Origin of the sequence: Enterobacter cloacae subsp. cloacae ATCC 13047 (assembly GCF_000025565.1) — a bacterium.
In the GTDB taxonomy this organism is placed as follows: Bacteria; Pseudomonadota; Gammaproteobacteria; order Enterobacterales; family Enterobacteriaceae; genus Enterobacter; species Enterobacter cloacae.
Map to the genome: position 1 here is coordinate 2,394,612 of NC_014121.1, position 16,039 is coordinate 2,410,650.

General features: G+C 54.9%; 18 protein-coding genes. 7 read left to right on the forward strand and 11 right to left on the reverse strand.

The annotated features are described in order from the left end of the window. Positions 1 to 108: 108 nt before the first annotated feature. A complete protein-coding gene (locus ECL_RS11500) occupies positions 109 to 1,704 on the forward strand; it encodes an FAD-NAD(P)-binding protein (RefSeq protein ID WP_013096935.1) in 1,596 nt (531 codons plus the stop codon). Positions 1,705 to 1,729: 25 nt separating this feature from the next. Here the strand turns inward: ECL_RS11500 and ECL_RS11505 are convergent, their stop codons facing one another. Further along, the gene (locus ECL_RS11505) at positions 1,730 to 2,365 is read right to left on the reverse strand and encodes a carbonic anhydrase (RefSeq protein WP_013096936.1); all 636 of its coding nucleotides are present in this window, start codon (positions 2,363 to 2,365) and stop codon (positions 1,730 to 1,732) included. A 72-nt stretch (positions 2,366 to 2,437) separates the two neighbouring features. Next, positions 2,438 to 3,220 carry an MBL fold metallo-hydrolase gene (locus ECL_RS11510; protein WP_013096937.1) on the reverse strand — a complete coding sequence of 261 codons (783 nt, stop codon included), beginning with the start codon at positions 3,218 to 3,220 and terminating at the stop codon, positions 2,438 to 2,440. A 125-nt stretch (positions 3,221 to 3,345) separates the two neighbouring features. Here ECL_RS11510 and ECL_RS11515 point away from each other — a divergent pair, with 125 nt between their 5' ends. After that, on the forward strand, positions 3,346 to 3,486 hold the full coding sequence (locus ECL_RS11515) for a hypothetical protein (RefSeq protein WP_013096938.1): 141 nt from the start codon (positions 3,346 to 3,348) through the stop codon (positions 3,484 to 3,486). 37 nt (positions 3,487 to 3,523) lie between these two features. Here ECL_RS11515 and ECL_RS11520 read toward each other — a convergent pair whose 3' ends face one another. From ECL_RS11520 to ECL_RS11555, 9 genes are all read right to left on the reverse strand, one after another. After that, positions 3,524 to 4,003 (reverse strand): GlcG/HbpS family heme-binding protein, encoded by a 480-nt coding sequence (locus ECL_RS11520; protein ID WP_013096939.1) that lies wholly within the window; start codon positions 4,001 to 4,003, stop codon positions 3,524 to 3,526. Positions 4,004 to 4,093: 90 nt separating this feature from the next. Beyond that, the gene (locus tag ECL_RS11525) at positions 4,094 to 4,705 is read right to left on the reverse strand and encodes a response regulator transcription factor (protein WP_013096940.1); all 612 of its coding nucleotides are present in this window, start codon (positions 4,703 to 4,705) and stop codon (positions 4,094 to 4,096) included. Beyond that, complete coding sequence (locus ECL_RS11530; protein WP_013096941.1) at positions 4,698 to 6,026, reverse strand: sensor histidine kinase; 1,329 nt, start codon at positions 6,024 to 6,026, stop codon at positions 4,698 to 4,700. Before ECL_RS11530 ends, ECL_RS11525 begins: the two co-directional genes overlap by 8 nt. Positions 6,027 to 6,098: 72 nt before the next feature. Beyond that, on the reverse strand, positions 6,099 to 7,505 hold the full coding sequence (locus tag ECL_RS11535) for a DUF1996 domain-containing protein (protein WP_013096942.1): 1,407 nt from the start codon (positions 7,503 to 7,505) through the stop codon (positions 6,099 to 6,101). 144 nt (positions 7,506 to 7,649) lie between these two features. Beyond that, complete coding sequence (locus ECL_RS27490; protein ID WP_013096943.1) at positions 7,650 to 7,817, reverse strand: hypothetical protein; 168 nt, start codon at positions 7,815 to 7,817, stop codon at positions 7,650 to 7,652. A 118-nt stretch (positions 7,818 to 7,935) separates the two neighbouring features. Beyond that, positions 7,936 to 8,145, reverse strand: a complete 210-nt coding sequence (fumD, locus tag ECL_RS11540; RefSeq protein WP_013096944.1) for a fumarate hydratase FumD — start codon at positions 8,143 to 8,145, stop codon at positions 7,936 to 7,938. A 109-nt stretch (positions 8,146 to 8,254) separates the two neighbouring features. After that, the gene (locus tag ECL_RS11545) at positions 8,255 to 9,067 is read right to left on the reverse strand and encodes a MetQ/NlpA family ABC transporter substrate-binding protein (RefSeq protein ID WP_013096945.1); all 813 of its coding nucleotides are present in this window, start codon (positions 9,065 to 9,067) and stop codon (positions 8,255 to 8,257) included. 24 nt (positions 9,068 to 9,091) lie between these two features. After that, a complete protein-coding gene (locus tag ECL_RS11550; RefSeq protein WP_013096946.1) occupies positions 9,092 to 9,760 on the reverse strand; it encodes a methionine ABC transporter permease in 669 nt (222 codons plus the stop codon). Then, positions 9,753 to 10,775, reverse strand: coding sequence for a methionine ABC transporter ATP-binding protein (locus ECL_RS11555; RefSeq protein ID WP_013096947.1), 1,023 nt, complete (start codon positions 10,773 to 10,775; stop codon positions 9,753 to 9,755). The genes ECL_RS11550 and ECL_RS11555 overlap by 8 nt, the downstream gene beginning before the upstream one ends. Before the next feature lie 398 nt (positions 10,776 to 11,173). Here ECL_RS11555 and ECL_RS11560 point away from each other — a divergent pair, with 398 nt between their 5' ends. The 5 genes from ECL_RS11560 (at position 11,174) to lpp (ending at position 16,037) form a co-directional block, all read left to right on the forward strand. Then, the gene (locus tag ECL_RS11560) at positions 11,174 to 12,544 is read left to right on the forward strand and encodes a pyridoxal-phosphate dependent enzyme (protein WP_013096948.1); all 1,371 of its coding nucleotides are present in this window, start codon (positions 11,174 to 11,176) and stop codon (positions 12,542 to 12,544) included. 10 nt (positions 12,545 to 12,554) lie between these two features. Beyond that, on the forward strand, positions 12,555 to 13,700 hold the full coding sequence (locus ECL_RS11565) for a trans-sulfuration enzyme family protein (RefSeq protein ID WP_013096949.1): 1,146 nt from the start codon (positions 12,555 to 12,557) through the stop codon (positions 13,698 to 13,700). A gap of 73 nt (positions 13,701 to 13,773) precedes the next feature. Next, on the forward strand, positions 13,774 to 14,070 hold the full coding sequence (gene ynhH, locus ECL_RS27995; protein ID WP_418250441.1) for a protein YnhH: 297 nt from the start codon (positions 13,774 to 13,776) through the stop codon (positions 14,068 to 14,070). Positions 14,071 to 14,077: 7 nt separating this feature from the next. Continuing rightward, entirely contained in the window at positions 14,078 to 15,490 is a 1,413-nt protein-coding gene (pykF, locus tag ECL_RS11570) for a pyruvate kinase PykF (RefSeq protein ID WP_013096950.1), read from the forward strand. A 310-nt stretch (positions 15,491 to 15,800) separates the two neighbouring features. After that, the gene (gene lpp, locus ECL_RS11575) at positions 15,801 to 16,037 is read left to right on the forward strand and encodes a murein lipoprotein Lpp (protein WP_001082307.1); all 237 of its coding nucleotides are present in this window, start codon (positions 15,801 to 15,803) and stop codon (positions 16,035 to 16,037) included. Positions 16,038 to 16,039: the final 2 nt, after the last annotated feature.

Genomic DNA, 16,039 nt, shown 5'->3' on the forward strand with positions numbered 1-16,039 from the left:
AAATGGTGCAAATCCTCTTCTTGTAGTCTGAATAATCCCAATCGCCTGATTTTTTACGCTTTCTCCTGCTACGCTTTTCATATGACAAAAAAAGCAGGAACAGTGTCGATGAAAAAAATCGCCATTATCGGCTCCGGCCCCACAGGGATTTACACCTTTTACGCGCTCCTGAAGCATAAAACGCCACTGGCCGTTTCCATTTTCGAAAAAGCCGAGGAAGCGGGCGTGGGCATGCCCTATCGAATTGATGAAAACTCGCGTCTGATGCTGGCGAATATTGCCAGCGTTGAAATCCCGCCCGTTTTTATGACCTACCTCGACTGGTTAAAAGAGCAGAGTGCAGCCCATCTCGCCCGCTATCACGTCGATAAAGCTTCCCTGCACGATCGGCAGTTTCTGCCCCGAATCCTGCTGGGGGAATATTTTCGTGACAGTTTTCTGAGGGTGGTCAAAGAGGCCCGCAGGCTGGGATTTCATGTCGATATCCATGAATCCGCCGAGGTGACGGATATCGCCACCGACAAAGACGGCGTTACGCTTTCGGTAAATAACAGCCGCTTACCTGAACGCTTCAATCTTGCCGTCATCGCCACCGGCCACGTCTGGCCTGATGAGGATGAGGCCACGCGCACCTTCTTCCCAAGCCCCTGGTCCGGGTTGATGGACGCCGATATCCCAGCCTGTCGGGTGGGGATTATGGGGACCTCATTAAGCGGACTGGACGCCGCCATGGCGGTTGTTATGCAGCATGGCGCCTTTGTTGATGACAAATTCGTTCTGGATAAGGGCAGCGAGGCGTTAAAAATAGTTCTCATGTCCCGGACAGGCATTCTGCCTGAGGCCGATTTTTACTGCCCTATTCCTTACGAGCCGCTGTCGGTATTAACTGAATTTGTCGTTGAGAATGAAATCGCCAAAGGGTCTGACGGCCTGCTGGATCGTATTTTTGCCCTGATGGTAAAAGAGCTGGAACTCGCCGACCCGGCATGGTGTGAGAAAATCGGGCTGCGCGCCCTGGATGCGGACACCCTTCGCGATGCCTGGTTTGAGGACCGCAAACAGCATGGCCCGTTTAGCTGGGCAGAAGCCAATCTGAATGAGGTCGAACGCAACAAACGTGAGCGGCGAACGGTGCCCTGGCGCTACACCGTGCTTCGGTTGCACGAGGTGGTTCAGGAGATCGTGCCGCATCTTAATGAGCAGGACCGGGAACGTTTCAAACAGGGACTGGCGCGGGTGTTTATCGACAACTACGCCGCCATTCCACCGCAGTCTATCCGTCGGCTGCTTGCGCTGCGCGAGGCCGGGATCATCAGCGTTGTCGCATTAGGTGATGATTACACGCTGGATGTCGGTCGTGCCCAGACGGCGATCGCGACTGAAGACAACACCTATCTCTTTGACGTGTTTATTGATGCCCGCGGGCAAAAACCGCTGAAAACAGAGGATCTGCCTTTCCCGACACTGCGCAAACAGCTGCAGGCGACAGGCGACGAGATCCCTGATATTGGCGAGGATTACACGCTTAAAGCACCAGAAACGGTGCGCGGGAGAATCGCGTTTGGCGCGATACCGTGGCTGATGCACGATCATCCCTTCGTTCAGGGACTGGCCGAGTGCGCGGAGATTGCCGGGTCGATGGCGAAAGCGGCGGAAAAACCCGCTTCTGGGTTACGCAGGAGATTGCCGTATTTCGATAGCTGACAGGGCTTCCATGCCCTGATCGTCATTATTCGAAGAACACTTCCGGGTTCTCAGACAGAGAAACGAAGGTTTTCGTCGCTTTATCCAGCGCACGAATTTCACCGCTCTCAATGTCATACACCCAGCCGTGCAGGCGAAGGGCGTTATTGCGCAGACCCACAGCAACGGATGGATGGGTCTTGATGTTGCTCAGCTGCGCAAAGACATTCTCCTGCACCATTGCATTCACTTTGTCGATCGGCTGATCCCAGCTTTTCTTCTCCACCACCGCTTTAGCGGCATCAGAATAACGCAGCCAGTGGGAGACGGCAGGCATCGGTTCGAGGTTCGCGTTATCCGCAATCGCCTTCATCGCCCCGCAGTTGGAGTGACCGCAAATCACAATATCCGTCACGCCAAGCGCCACAACGGCATATTCGATGGTTGCGGAGACACCGCCCGGCTCTGGCCCGAACGGCGGCACAATGTTGCCAGCATTTCGAATGACAAAGAGCTGTCCTGGCTCTTGCTGAGTGACCAGTTCTGGTACCAGACGGCTGTCGGAGCATGAGATGAACAGCGCTTTGGGATTCTGGCTGGACGCTAAACTGCGGAAGAGCTCTTTACGTTGCGGGAAAATCTCTTTTTGAAAGTTGAGGAAACCTTCAATGATATGTTGCATAGCAATTTCTCTTTTATCTGTTGTAGTTTAGGTATGATCGGGATCACACTCGTGAAGTTTACCCATCGTGCTTTACCTGAGACAAGCAATATATTTCTGGCCCGACCGCTGCACAATCTCGTCCGCGTTTGCCGGGATGTTTTGTCCCTCAAAGGCACCGTACAGGCGGGCAAATTTTTTGCCTTCCAGAAGACCGGTAATCCGCTCAACAGTGCGGGCAGGCAGCGGCAGCATATTCGGGTAGCTCCACATAAACGAAACGGCGTCTTTTCCGGGCGTGACCTGAAGAATATCCCCCGCCAGCAATACGCCTTCGCCCTCCTGCCAGTGCAGCACCGTACCGCCTGCAAAATGTCCCCCCAGACGCAGTAAGGTGACCGACGGGAATAGTTCCAGCGCATCCCCTTCCCAGAACTGAATGGCGGGACTGCCGCGCATGACCCACTCTCTGTCGCTGGCGTGCAGGTACACCGGCGCATTAAATGCCGCAGCCCATGTCTGCATGGTGGTGTAATAGTGTGGGTGCGAGATCGCAATCGCGCTGATGCCGCCGAGCGCGGTAATGAGCGTTTTGGTTGCCGGGTCGAGGTTGGCAATACAGTCCCAGAGAATATTGCCGTGCGGGGTACGCAAAAGCAGCGCGCGCTGGTTAATCGCAAAGGCAGGCACCGTTTTGATACTCAACAGCTGTGGCTCCAGCTGCTGCCATTTGTTGCTGTGGGTGGAAGTCACGGTAGCAAAGTCAATCCACGCCTGGCCGCTGTGCGGAACATACTGGCGTTCATCCTCGCAAATCGGGCATGTTTCCGGCGTGGTGTCATACGCAGTACCGCAGGTTTTGCAGAGTGTCATCATATGCATTCCTCAGCCATAAAGCAGAGAGTATGGCAGGGATTGTCCATATGTGCTGCGAGGTACATTGCTGGCCTTTTTTGCCCTATACTATGCCAGTATCAAAAACTGAACAAAGCAGGTGCCACATGGAAATTGATCTCGAAAACCTGGTCTTTAACGGACTGGATGAAGCAGAAGAGCGTAATGCGGAACGTCTGGACGACGCAGATAAAAAAGCCCAGGCGATTGTTGCAGATGACGACTGCGGCGATGCCTGCAAGATCTGATGAAAAAGCACCGGTTAACCCGGTGCTTTTTTTTATGTTACTTTTTCAGCCCGTCAATGGCCGCCTGTGCGCAGGCTTCATCAAGATGACCACCCGGCGCACCGCCGATGCCAATCGCCCCGATCACCTCATCGCCCTCTTTCACCGGCAGGCCGCCCGCCTGCAGCAGGAAGCCCGGAATATCACGCATGTTTTGCGCGCCAGCGTTGCTCTGCGCCGCTTCCATCACTTTGCCTGAGGCATTCTTTGCGCTGAGCGCCGTCCAGGCTTTCATTTCGCTGGCTTTAACCGTATGAGGACCGGCATTGTCCGTACGCTGCACGGCTTTCACCACGCCCGCACGGTCAACCACGGTGACCGTCACCTGATAATTCTTTGCCGTACACGCCTGAATGGCGGACGTGGCCAGCGCATTCGCCTGCGCCAGCGAGAGACTCTTTTGGTTTAACGTATCGGCCTGTGCCGTCAGACTTACGCTACCTGCGGCCAGTGCCGCAACCATTATTAATTTTTTCATCGCACTTCCTCGCGTGTTGGGATACGTGGCAGAGCGTACCCTGCCGGGCGATGAAACATAATTCGGTTGAATACGAACTCAACCTGGTAGTTATACGGATTGCAATTTATCGTATTCGCGTATTGCCTGAACCAGACTGCCGACGCCAAGCTTGGTAAACGCCGCCGCGCGGTGCGCTTCCACCGTCCGTGGCGAGAGATTCAGCCGGGCGGCCACCTCTTTGTTGCTGAGCCCTTTCATCAACTCCCCCAGCACCTCATGCTCCCGCGCGGTTAATTGTGCGAAGCGCGCTTTCACCCGGGAGGTTTCCTGCCAGCCGGCAAACCGGCGCTGACTCTCCTCAAAGGCTAACCCTACCGTTTCGATAAGCTTATCGGCATCCAGTGGCTTGGTGAAAAACTCAAACACGCCGTTACGAAATGCCCGACGACAGGCATCTACGGTCCCGTGCCCGGTCATGATGATCACCGGCAGCAGGGGCCAGGGCCATTTCCCCTCCTCAAGCCAGGTGAGCCCGCCTTTGCCCGGCATCCGCATATCCAGCAGCATGCAGCCTACCAGCTCTGTGTCCCGTGCATGGGCCGCGGTAAAGGCATCAACGCTTTCAAACGTCCTGACCGGCCACCCCATGCCCGAAAGCAAAAACGCCATCGACTCTCTGATGGATTCATCATCATCAATCAGCCAGATTGTGTTATCCAACTGTAGCCTCCTTTCCGTTTGCCAGTTGTAGCCGGATCTGTGCCCCGCCCTGCGGCGCATTGCCCAGCGTAATCGATCCATTCATACGCGTCATTAATGATTCCGTTAAGGTCATTCCCAGTCCAATGCCCTCTTCCCGGCCGCTGTAAAACGGCATAAAGGCATTTTGTAACGCCTCCAGGCTAAAGCCTGGCCCGCCGTCCGTCACGGTAATCTGAATGCCGCTCTCGGTTTTGTGGCTTTCAATCTTTACCCAGCCAGCAGGACTCGCCTGTTGGGCCTGAATCGCATTGCTGAGCAGATTATGCAGCACCTGCTCCAGCCAGAGCGGGTCGGCCAGCACGGTGGTGGCCCCGGGGGCAAACGCATGACTGACCGAGATATGTTCAGCCCTGCGCTCATGCTCAAGTAAGTTCACCACCTGCAGCCAGCATGCTGCCAGATCGGTTTCCCGCAGGGTGACTTTCTCCTTCACAACGTGCTCGCGAAAACGGGTTAATAATGCGCTAATACGCTGCGTTTGCGTCAGCGCAGCCGACAGCGCCTGCGACACGGCCTGGCCGTTTTCCTGCTGTAACTGACGCTGTGCGCCCTGGATCCACGTCTGGACGGCGGTCAGCGGCTGGTTTATCTCATGCACAATACCGGCGGTGATCTCCCCCAGGGTATTGAGCCTGGCGTGCTGGTAATAGCGCGCCCTTTGCTCGGCGTCTTTACGTGCTTTACGCTGCCAGAGCACCACGTTTGCCAGCGCAATCACTATCCCCCAGCCGATAAACAGTAAAGAGTAAACAGACCAGCGGACGCCAAACCAGTCCGGCCGGGAATCCGCTTCAAGCGTAAAAGGTTGCGTATGTTGCGGGAAGGTGCGTTGCCAGTGCCAGAATGCGTCAGAGGGCCGTTCTTCTCCGGTCGGTATGAAGCGGATCCCCAGATGGGTAAACGGATGATGTGCATTCAGAATCGGGCCGAGATCTACCCGCACGCGGATCTGACGCCAGGGGTTATAAAGCCAGTACTGCATCTCGTGGGCAGGCTCCACCCGCGCCGCATCCAGTGGGCGTCCCGTCGTTTTTTCCAGGGCGAGCAGATGGGGGAATTTTTTGCGCAAGGCGGCAATGTCTTCATCGCCATTCAGAAGCGGTAAGACCGATTCATTTTGCGTCAGGACCGCGCTTAATTCGGAGAATAACGCCGAGAACTCACGGTCTCGCTCCCAGAACTGACGGCGAATTTGTTCGGCGTAGAGCAGTACGCCGCTGAGCGTGCACGCTATCGCCCAAAAAACGATAGCGCGTTTCATCATGCTGTTGGTGGTCATTGCGTTAACAGGGGCAGTGGCGAATGCCGAGACCTTACCAGCTAACCCTGTTAAGAACAAAAAAACGTGGGGTCAGACCTCCGGCGTATGTTTAAAGCCAGTCAGCATGAGCATTAACCCGTCTGGTGATGAGGCTGGTTCAAACTGATAATGATTCCCCTGGCGATCGCCACCGATATACCACGAGATCTCGGTTTTCCCTTCCGCCAGCGCCTTACGCACGGCTTTATCCACGTCGACCATCCGGTATTCACGAACATGGTTCAGATAAAGCACGGCATCGGAACGGTAATTACAGGCCGGACGCGACGACCACTTCACGGTCGCAGGATCCCAGTCATTACTGGCCGGATAAAAGAAAATCTGATCGGCTCCATTGTTTTCTACCTTCCCACCGAAAATACGGATGCGATATTTAAACAAGGACGGATCCTGCCCGGCGGGCAGCGGCGGGATATGGAATTTTACCAGGCTTAGCGTCTCGCTATTTTTTGTGCGTCCACCGTTCTGCCAGTTATCCTCTACCAGTAACACCTGCGGTGAAGGCTGAGTGATGTTCGGTTCAAGACTGCTGAGCCAGACATTGGCCTTCGCCATAGAATAACCATAGGGCACGGTTGAACCACAATCCATACCGCGGTTCATGCAGCGTTCGGTCATAAAGCGGGCGGCATCGTCCGTCCAGCCGTTCATGAAATCGGCATGCGCCGTATAGAGGCTACCCCAGCGTTCTTCACGTTCAGCCCCCTGCATCACCGGATCGAGCGACAGTTGCGCCTGACGGGTGTCCAGGCGGGTAATACCATGCAGCACGTAAGCCACATTCATATTAACCGTTGGAATTTTTACCGGGAACGCGCTCGGGCACTGGCCGTTAACGTCATACGCCGCATTGGCCAGACCGTGGTCGGGCTTCAGATTCACACCGTCCCAGCAGTTCGGAAATTGAATGCCAATATTAAACTGGACGGCATCGTTAGCTTTACGCAGCCCGCACACCTCCCCGATTTTGTTGCTATAGCCATTCCCGTTCGCGCATAAAAAGCTGATATGGGGGTTGGGCGTGCTGCCGTGATGATCCCCGGCGAGCAGCGACAGCCCGGCCGGGAACGGGTGCAAGGGATAGGCATCAACCTTCGAGGCCTGATAATAGGTTTTTTGATAGGCCGGTTTGACCACCGTTCCGTCGGGTAATCTCTGAGAAGGCGCCCAGTAGGCAGAGCCGTCAGCCTTGTTATCACAGGTCGTCTCTTCATGCTGGCGCAAGGTTTCCCGGGTTGAAAAGGCATCGGTATGGGTATTGCCAAAGAAATCGTGCCACATGGCCTGGTTGGGCATACCAAACATCATGATGGCGTCATCGCCGAGGGTGTGGGAGTAACTGCAGACCACATGCGCCTGTGGCCCGGCATGGGCCGCCTGCATGGCAATCAGTAACGCTGTGGTTAAAAGGGCGGGCGTGAATACAGTCCGTTTCATCTTCATCTCCATCTGTGAAAGGAGATATTGGTAACAAAACGGCCTGCGTTAACCGAGGATTTCCCAGCGTATTTTTCCGCTCATCCACGCTTTACAGCATCGATGCACAGCTCATTCCAGTACATTTCGCGCGTGCGGCGCAGTTCAGCGTGACGTTTTATCATGGAACCACTCCGGGTCAATGTTGGCCACGTCCACGCCATACAGACTGGCGACAGGCAGTATCGACTCAAGAACACGTTGCGCGCTGTTCTCCGCATTCGCGGGACGGGTCGCAAAAAACCGCCGTAACGTGCTTATCCACTTTTTCATCGTCTTTACCCCTCTCGCTTTACCTGACTTCAGTAAAACACGCCTCCATCAGGAAGGGGAAATAACAATAACGACAGTTGATATACAGGATTTGAGTAACTCGCGAAACGCTGGTGCCTTACCCGGCCAGCGCCTTCACCACTGTCTCCATCGCCTGGGTGGTTAACTCGCTCCGTTTTACGCGCTGGTTCGCCAGCGCCGTACGCAGTACCCCGGCAATCACGATATGCTTGGGCTCCTGCCCTAAGTCACGCATCTCCAGAACGACCTTCCCTACCACCCGACACATCTCCTGGTACAGCTCTTCGTCTTTGGTCACATTGCCCATAGCGATCCACTCCGTTGCCCTAAACCGTCAGCTTAAATGATCCCTCGCCCGGATACAAAAAAGAAGCCCGGCGAGAAACTCACCGGGCTTCCTAAGCTAAATCAATTAATTAGTTATTTACCGGGATCACCGCACCTTTGTACTTGGTGCGGATCCAGTCCTGAATCTCTTTAGAGTGCAGCACATTCACCAGCGCAACGATATCTTTCTTCTTCTCGTCACCGCGATGCACGGTAATGATATTGGCATACGGGTTGTTTTCACCGCTCTCAACTGCAATCGGGTCGTGAACCGGATCCAGACCGGCGTCAATCGCGTAGTTGGCGTTGATCACAACCGCCGCGCCTTCATCGTTGTTATACATCTGCGGCAGCAGAGACGCTTCCACGTTAGGGGTGAACTGCAGCTTTTTCGGGTTCTCCACGATGTCGCTGATGCGCGCGGTCACTTTGTCGATGCCAGGCTTCAGCTTGATCACCCCTTCTTTTTCGAAGATAGAGAGAATACGCCCCTCTTCAGAAACGGCATCACGCATGATGATTTTGCCGCCTTCCGGCAGGTCTTTCAGCGACTTGTATTTTTTGGAGTAGATGCCGATGGGCTCGATGTGGATCGCGCCTGCGCTGACAAAATCATAATCCTTATCGCCTTCGTGATCTTTCAGCACGCTGTTCAGGTAAGGGATGTGCTGGAAGTAGTTCGCGTCAATGTCATGACCCGCCAGGGCAGTGTTGGGCAGAATGTAGTCCTGGAACGGTTTGATCTCCAGGTCGATACCCTGCTTCGCCAGAATCGGCTTCGCCTGTTCAAGAATTTCAGCATGTGGCGTATTGGACGCGCCCACGGTGAGGGTGTCAGCCCAGGAGGCAAAGCTCAGGGCGCTTAGGGTTGCTGCGGCGATCAGTGTCAGTGTCTTTTTCATGATGATGGTTCCTGTGTGTATTTATTAGCGTTTATCTAACAGTGAGGTAATGATGTCGCCGCAGAACTGGATAACAAAAACGATGATCAAAATGGTCACCGTTGCCACCAGCGTGACGTCACCATGGTTGCGCTGGAATCCTTCCAGATAAGCCAGATTTCCCAACCCACCGGCGCCAATCACCCCGGCCATTGCGCTGTAGCTCACCAGCGCAATCAGCGTCACCGTAATACCTGAAACCAGTGCGGGTGATGATTCCGGCAGTAAAACCCGAAACACTAAGGTGCTCAGTCGTGCCCCCATTGAGCGCGTTGCTTCTATGACCCCTTTGTCCACTTCACGCAGGGCGATCTCCACCAGACGGGCGTAGAACGGTGCGGCGCCCACAATCAGGGCAGGCAGTGCCGCGTTAGCTCCCAGGATGGTGCCAACAACGGTCTTGGTGAACGGGATCAGCAAAACAATCAGAATGATGAACGGGATAGAGCGGAACACGTTCACCACAATTGAAATGACGCTATAGACCGTGCGGTTGTGGAACAATCCGCCGCGGGCGGTTAAAAACAGCGCCAGACCCAGCACGATCCCCAGCACAAAGGTCGCCACACCGGAGAGCGCGGTCATGTACAGCGTCTCAAGCGTTGCCGCCCAGAGCTGATCCCACTTCAGATGCGGAAAGAGATTCTCAGCCATGTTTAATCACCTCGCCTTCAATATCGCTGTGCTTCAGGTCGGCGAGGATATTGTTCAGTTGTTCATCGGATGCCACCACGTGTACCCACAGCTGGCCAAACACGCCGTGCGCCGTCTGGGTCATTTTTCCGTGCAGAATGTTAAACGGCAGGCCGTAGCGCAGCGTCAATTCACCCACAATCGGTTTATGTGTGCTGTGCCCGGTGAAGGTCAGACGGATGACCGTCCCTTCCAGATCGTTTGCCAGCTCGGTATTAAAGGTCTCTTCCTCGGCGTACTGGCTCACCTGGCGGACAAACTGCTGCGTAATCGGCTGCTGCGGATGGGTAAAAACGCTCAGCACGTCGCCCTCTTCCACCACTTTACCGTTCTCCATCACCGCCACCCGGTCACAGATTTTGCGCACCACGTGCATCTCGTGGGTGATGAGGACGATGGTCAGCCTGAAACGACGGTTTATGTCCAGCAGCAGATCGAGGATCTGATCGGTGGTCTGTGGGTCGAGCGCAGAGGTGGCTTCGTCACAGAGCAGCACGTCCGGGTTGTTCGCCAGCGCACGCGCAATGCCCACGCGCTGCTTTTGCCCGCCGCTCAGCTGCGACGGATACGCATTTTCGCGGCCTTTCAGCCCGACCAGTTCCACCAGCTCGGCCACGCGGGCCTGAATCCTGGCCTTTGGCACCCCGGCGATCTGCATCGAAAAGGCAATGTTTTCCGCTACCGTTCGCGACCACAGCAGGTTGAAGTGCTGGAACACCATGCTGATCTTCAGACGCGCCTGTCGCAGCGCTTCCCCCTTTGCGGCAGAAATGTCCTGACCGTTAATGGTCACGCTGCCGTTGCTCGGTTTTTCCAGGCCATTTAACAGGCGGATAAGCGTACTTTTCCCCGCGCCGCTGTAGCCAATAATGCCGTATATCTGTCCCTGCTCAATCGTCAGATTGACGTTATCAACGGCCGTGAGCGCCACCTTGCCATTGTCAAAGACCTTCGAAATATTGCTGAGAACAATCATTCTTATTCGTTATCCGTCCGCCCTGGCGGTTTAGAAGTATGGATGTCCAAACGATAGTAATCAGCCGTTACTTGCTTTTAAATGAACAAAAAAGCATGTGTTATAACCAGAGGGAATAAACACTACCTGTCGCGGGCGGGACCCGTTTAGACCAATTTCAGCAATGTTTATCTGCACGATGCATATGTCAGAGACGACCCACGCCAAAAACGCGCATTTTTTCAACATATTCTGTTGATATAGCCATCCTCACATCCGGAGCACTTTACGTCTTGCTATCCTGACATCCAAAAACACCATTTATATTCTTTTCTGTTCTAAAAAGCAGAGATTCGTTCTTTCTTGCGAAATTTTCACCGCCCTATCATCCCGTCATGACCTCCTGAAAGGAAAAACCCATGACGATTTACCACTCCGTCACTGAACTGATTGGCCAAACACCGGTTATCCAGCTGCATAAACTGGACACCGGCCTCTGCTCGCTGTTTCTGAAACTCGAGAACCAGAACCCGGGTGGCTCTATAAAGGACCGCGTGGCGCTGTCGATGATTAATGAAGCGGAGCGCACCGGCCAGCTGCAGCCGGGCGGCACGATTATTGAGGCCACGGCGGGGAATACCGGCCTGGGTCTGGCCCTGATCGCCGCCCAGAAAGGCTATTCGCTGATCCTGGTGGTACCGGACAAAATGAGCCGCGAGAAAATCTTCCACCTTCGCGCGCTGGGTGCCCAGGTGGTACTTACGCGTTCGGACGTCAATAAGGGCCATCCCGCCTATTACCAGGATTACGCCCGGCGTCTGGCGAGTGAACTGCCCGGCGCGTTTTACATCGACCAGTTCAACAACGAAGCCAATCCGCTGGCGCACCGTACCACCACCGCGCCGGAGCTGTTTGAACAGCTTAACGGCAGGATCGACGCCATCGTGGTGGGCGTGGGATCAGGCGGCACGCTGGGTGGCCTGCAGGCGTGGTTCGCCGAACACTCGCCGCACACGGAGTTTGTCCTCGCAGACCCGGCAGGATCGGTTCTGGCCGACCAGGTGGAAACCGGACGCTACCGCGACGCGGGCTCCTGGCTGGTTGAGGGAATTGGCGAAGACTTTATTCCTCCACTGGCCCACATTGACGGGGTGAATCGCGCCTGGCGCATCACCGACCGCGACGCGTTCGCCACCGCGCGCGAGCTGCTGAAAACGGAAGGCATTCTGGCTGGCTCCTCCAGCGGAACCCTGCTGGCAGCCGCGCTGAAGTATTGCCAGGCACAGACCACGCCGAAACGCGTGGTGACCTTCGCCTGCGACAGCGGCAATAAATACCTCTCAAAGATGTTCAACGATGACTGGATGCGCCAGCAGGGGCTGATGTCCCGCCCGCAGGCAGGCGATCTCTCCGACTACATTGCGCTGCGCCACGACGAGGGCGCCACCGTCACCGCCGCCCCGGACGACACGCTTTCCACCGTACTGGCACGCATGCGTCTGTATGACATCTCGCAGCTGCCGGTGCTGGAGAACGGCAAGGTGGTAGGCATTATTGATGAGTGGGATCTGCTGCGCCACATTGGCGGCGACGGGGCTCGCTTTGCCCTCCCCGTCACGGCGGCCATGACGCAACAGGTGGAGATTCTTGATAAGCACGCGCCGGAAAGCGCCCTGCACGCCATCTTCGACCGCGGTCTGGTGGCGGTGATTAATGACAATGACCGTTTTCTGGGTCTGATCACCCGCAGCGACCTCCTCACCGCCTGGCGCAACCGTCTACAGCAATAAGGAAACAAGAATGAAAAATCTCGCCACGCTCAGCGTACACAGCGGCCAGGTTAACGATCAACACGGCGCGGTCATGCCGCCCATTTACGCCACCTCGACGTTTGCGCAACCTTCGCCGGGGGAGCATACCGGCTACGAATATTCCCGAAGCGGCAATCCTACCCGCCATGCGCTGGAAACCGCCATCGCCGAACTGGAAGGCGGCACGCGCGGCTATGCTTTTGCCTCCGGTCTGGCCGCCATTTCCACCGTACTGGAGCTGCTGGATAAAGACAGCCATATCGTCGCCATTGATGACGTGTATGGCGGCACCTACCGTCTGATTGAAAACGTGCGTAAGCGCAGCACCGGGCTGCGGGTCAGCTGGGTAAAGCCCGACGATCTGGCCGCGCTGGAAGCCGCCATTGGCCCCCAAACGCGCATGATCTGGGTGGAGACGCCGACTAACCCGCTGCTGAAACTGGCCGACCTGGCAGCCATCGGGGCCATTGCCCGCCGCCATAAGGTGATAAGCGTGGCGGATAACACCTTCGCCTCCCCGGTCATTCACCGTCCGCTGGAGCTGGGTTTTGATATCGTGGTGCACTCCGCCACCAAATACCTGAACGGCCATTCCGACGTGGTAGCCGGGCTGGCGGTGGTGGGCGATAACCCGGCGCTGGCGGAACGGTTGGGTTATCTGCAAAACGCCATCGGCGGCGTGCTCGATCCCTTCAGCAGTTTTCTGACGCTGCGCGGAATGCGTACCCTGGCTCTGCGGATGGAAAAGCACAGCAGCAACGCGCTGGCGATTGCGCAATGGCTTGCGCAGCAGCCGCAGGTCGAAAAGGTGTTCTATCCGGGGCTGGATTCGCACCCGCACTATCAGCTCGCCCGCAGGCAAATGGCGCTGCCGGGCGGGATGATTTCCGTCGTGGTGAAAGGCGATGCGCAACGTGCGACGGAGGTGATCCGCAAGCTGAAGCTGTTCACCCTCGCAGAAAGTCTCGGCGGTGTGGAAAGCCTGGTGAGTCAGCCCTACAGCATGACTCACGCCTCTATTCCGCGCGAGCAGCGTCTGGCTAACGGCATTGTGCCGCAGTTGATCCGCCTGTCCGTTGGGATCGAAGAGGCAGACGATCTGATTGCCGATCTGAGTCAGGCGCTGGAAAAATAAGTGAAAGGCGGCAGGCCCCTCGCCTGTCGCCATAAGTTGTCATTATGCCTTAACGCATTGATAACAATATTATGTGAAACTGCACAGATTATTTCTGAAACACCGTTTCCATTTTCCTTTTATCTTAAAATCAGCGTATAATGCGCGCCAAATCCCTGGTGAATGGTTTCAGCGCTTGGAATACAAAAAACAACGTACAACTTCTCCTCTCCTTCGTTGGGCTGTCACTCAGGCACACTTTCTTCTGCACGCTCATTTGATGTCTCCTATCCTTAGTGCGTGTCATATACTCTTTTGCAACACAGGTTTGACTCCGCGGCGGTGCGCCCCCGGAGCGAGATTTCCATATCCTTCCCAACTTAAAGACTAAGACTGTCATGAAAAAGACGAAAATTGTTTGTACCATCGGCCCGAAAACCGAATCTGAAGAGATGCTGACCAAAATGCTGGACGCCGGCATGAACGTTATGCGTCTGAACTTCTCTCACGGTGACTACGCTGAACATGGTCAGCGTATCCAGAACTTGCGCAACGTCATGAGCAAGACCGGTAAAAAAGCCGCCATCCTGCTGGATACCAAAGGTCCTGAAATCCGCACCATCAAACTGGAAGGCGGTAACGACGTCTCCCTGAAAGCAGGCCAGACCTTCACCTTCACAACTGACAAGTCTGTGGTCGGTAACAGCGAAATCGTTGCGGTAACCTATGAAGGCTTCACCAGCGATCTGTCTGTGGGTAACACCGTGCTGGTAGACGATGGTCTGATCGGAATGGAAGTCACCGCCATCGAAGGCAACAAAGTCATCTGTAAAGTGCTGAACAACGGCGACCTGGGCGAAAACAAAGGCGTTAACCTGCCAGGCGTTTCCATCGCGCTGCCAGCACTGGCTGAAAAAGACAAGCAAGACCTGATCTTCGGCTGCGAGCAAGGCGTTGATTTCGTTGCTGCCTCCTTCATCCGTAAACGTTCCGACGTGGTTGAAATCCGTGAGCACCTGAAAGCGCACGGCGGCGAGAAGATCCAGATCATCTCCAAAATCGAAAACCAGGAAGGCCTGAATAACTTCGACGAAATCCTCGAAGCGTCTGACGGTATCATGGTTGCGCGTGGCGACCTGGGTGTTGAAATCCCGGTTGAAGAAGTGATCTTCGCGCAGAAGATGATGATCGAGAAATGTGTCCGCGCACGTAAAGTGGTTATCACTGCCACCCAGATGCTGGACTCCATGATCAAAAACCCACGTCCAACCCGCGCAGAAGCAGGCGACGTGGCGAACGCCATCCTCGACGGTACTGATGCCGTCATGCTGTCTGGCGAATCTGCGAAAGGTAAATATCCGCTGGAAGCGGTGTCCATTATGGCCACCATCTGCGAGCGTACTGACCGCGTGATGACCAGCCGTCTGGACTTCAACAACGACAGCCGCAAACTGCGCATCACTGAAGCGGTTTGCCGCGGTGCGGTAGAAACGGCTGAGAAGCTGGAAGCGCCACTGATCGTGGTTGCAACCCAGGGCGGTAAATCTGCGCGTGCCGTACGTAAATACTTCCCGGATGCTACCATCCTGGCGCTGACCACCAATGAAACCACTGCGCGTCAGCTGGTGCTGAGCAAAGGTGTTGTTGCGCACCTGGTAAAAGAGATCGCCTCTACCGACGATTTCTACATTCAGGGTAAAGAACTGGCGCTGGAAAGCGGCCTGGCACAGAAAGGCGACGTGGTGGTAATGGTATCGGGTGCACTGGTACCGAGTGGTACAACCAATACCGCATCTGTTCACGTGCTGTAATAATGTTCAAACGAATTAGTTTTTGATAAAAAGCGTCCTTCGGGGCGCTTTTTTTATTCGTGGTATTAGCCAACTCTATTCAAAAAGCAAATCGGGTTTTTCTATTTAATCGCGATTTATGTAAGACGAATCCGATGAAAAATGCCTTTTTTAACATAGCTTTTTCGACAAAAATGCCGAATTCGTTGCTTCTTTGAGCGAACGATCAAAAATAGGCGTATTCCCATCAAAAAATATTCTCAACCCAAAAAAGTTTGTGTAATACTTGTAACGCTACATGGAGATTAACTCAATCTAGAGGGTATTAATAATGAATCGTACTAAACTGGTACTGGGCGCGGTAATCCTGGGTTCTACTCTGCTGGCAGGTTGCTCCAGCAACGCTAAAATCGATCAGCTGTCTTCTGACGTTCAGACTCTGAACGCTAAAGTTGACCAGCTGAGCAACGACGTGAACGCAATGCGTTCCGACGTTCAGGCTGCTAAAGACGACGCAGCTCGCGCTAACCAGCGTCTGGACAACCAGGCTACTAAATACCGTAAGTAATA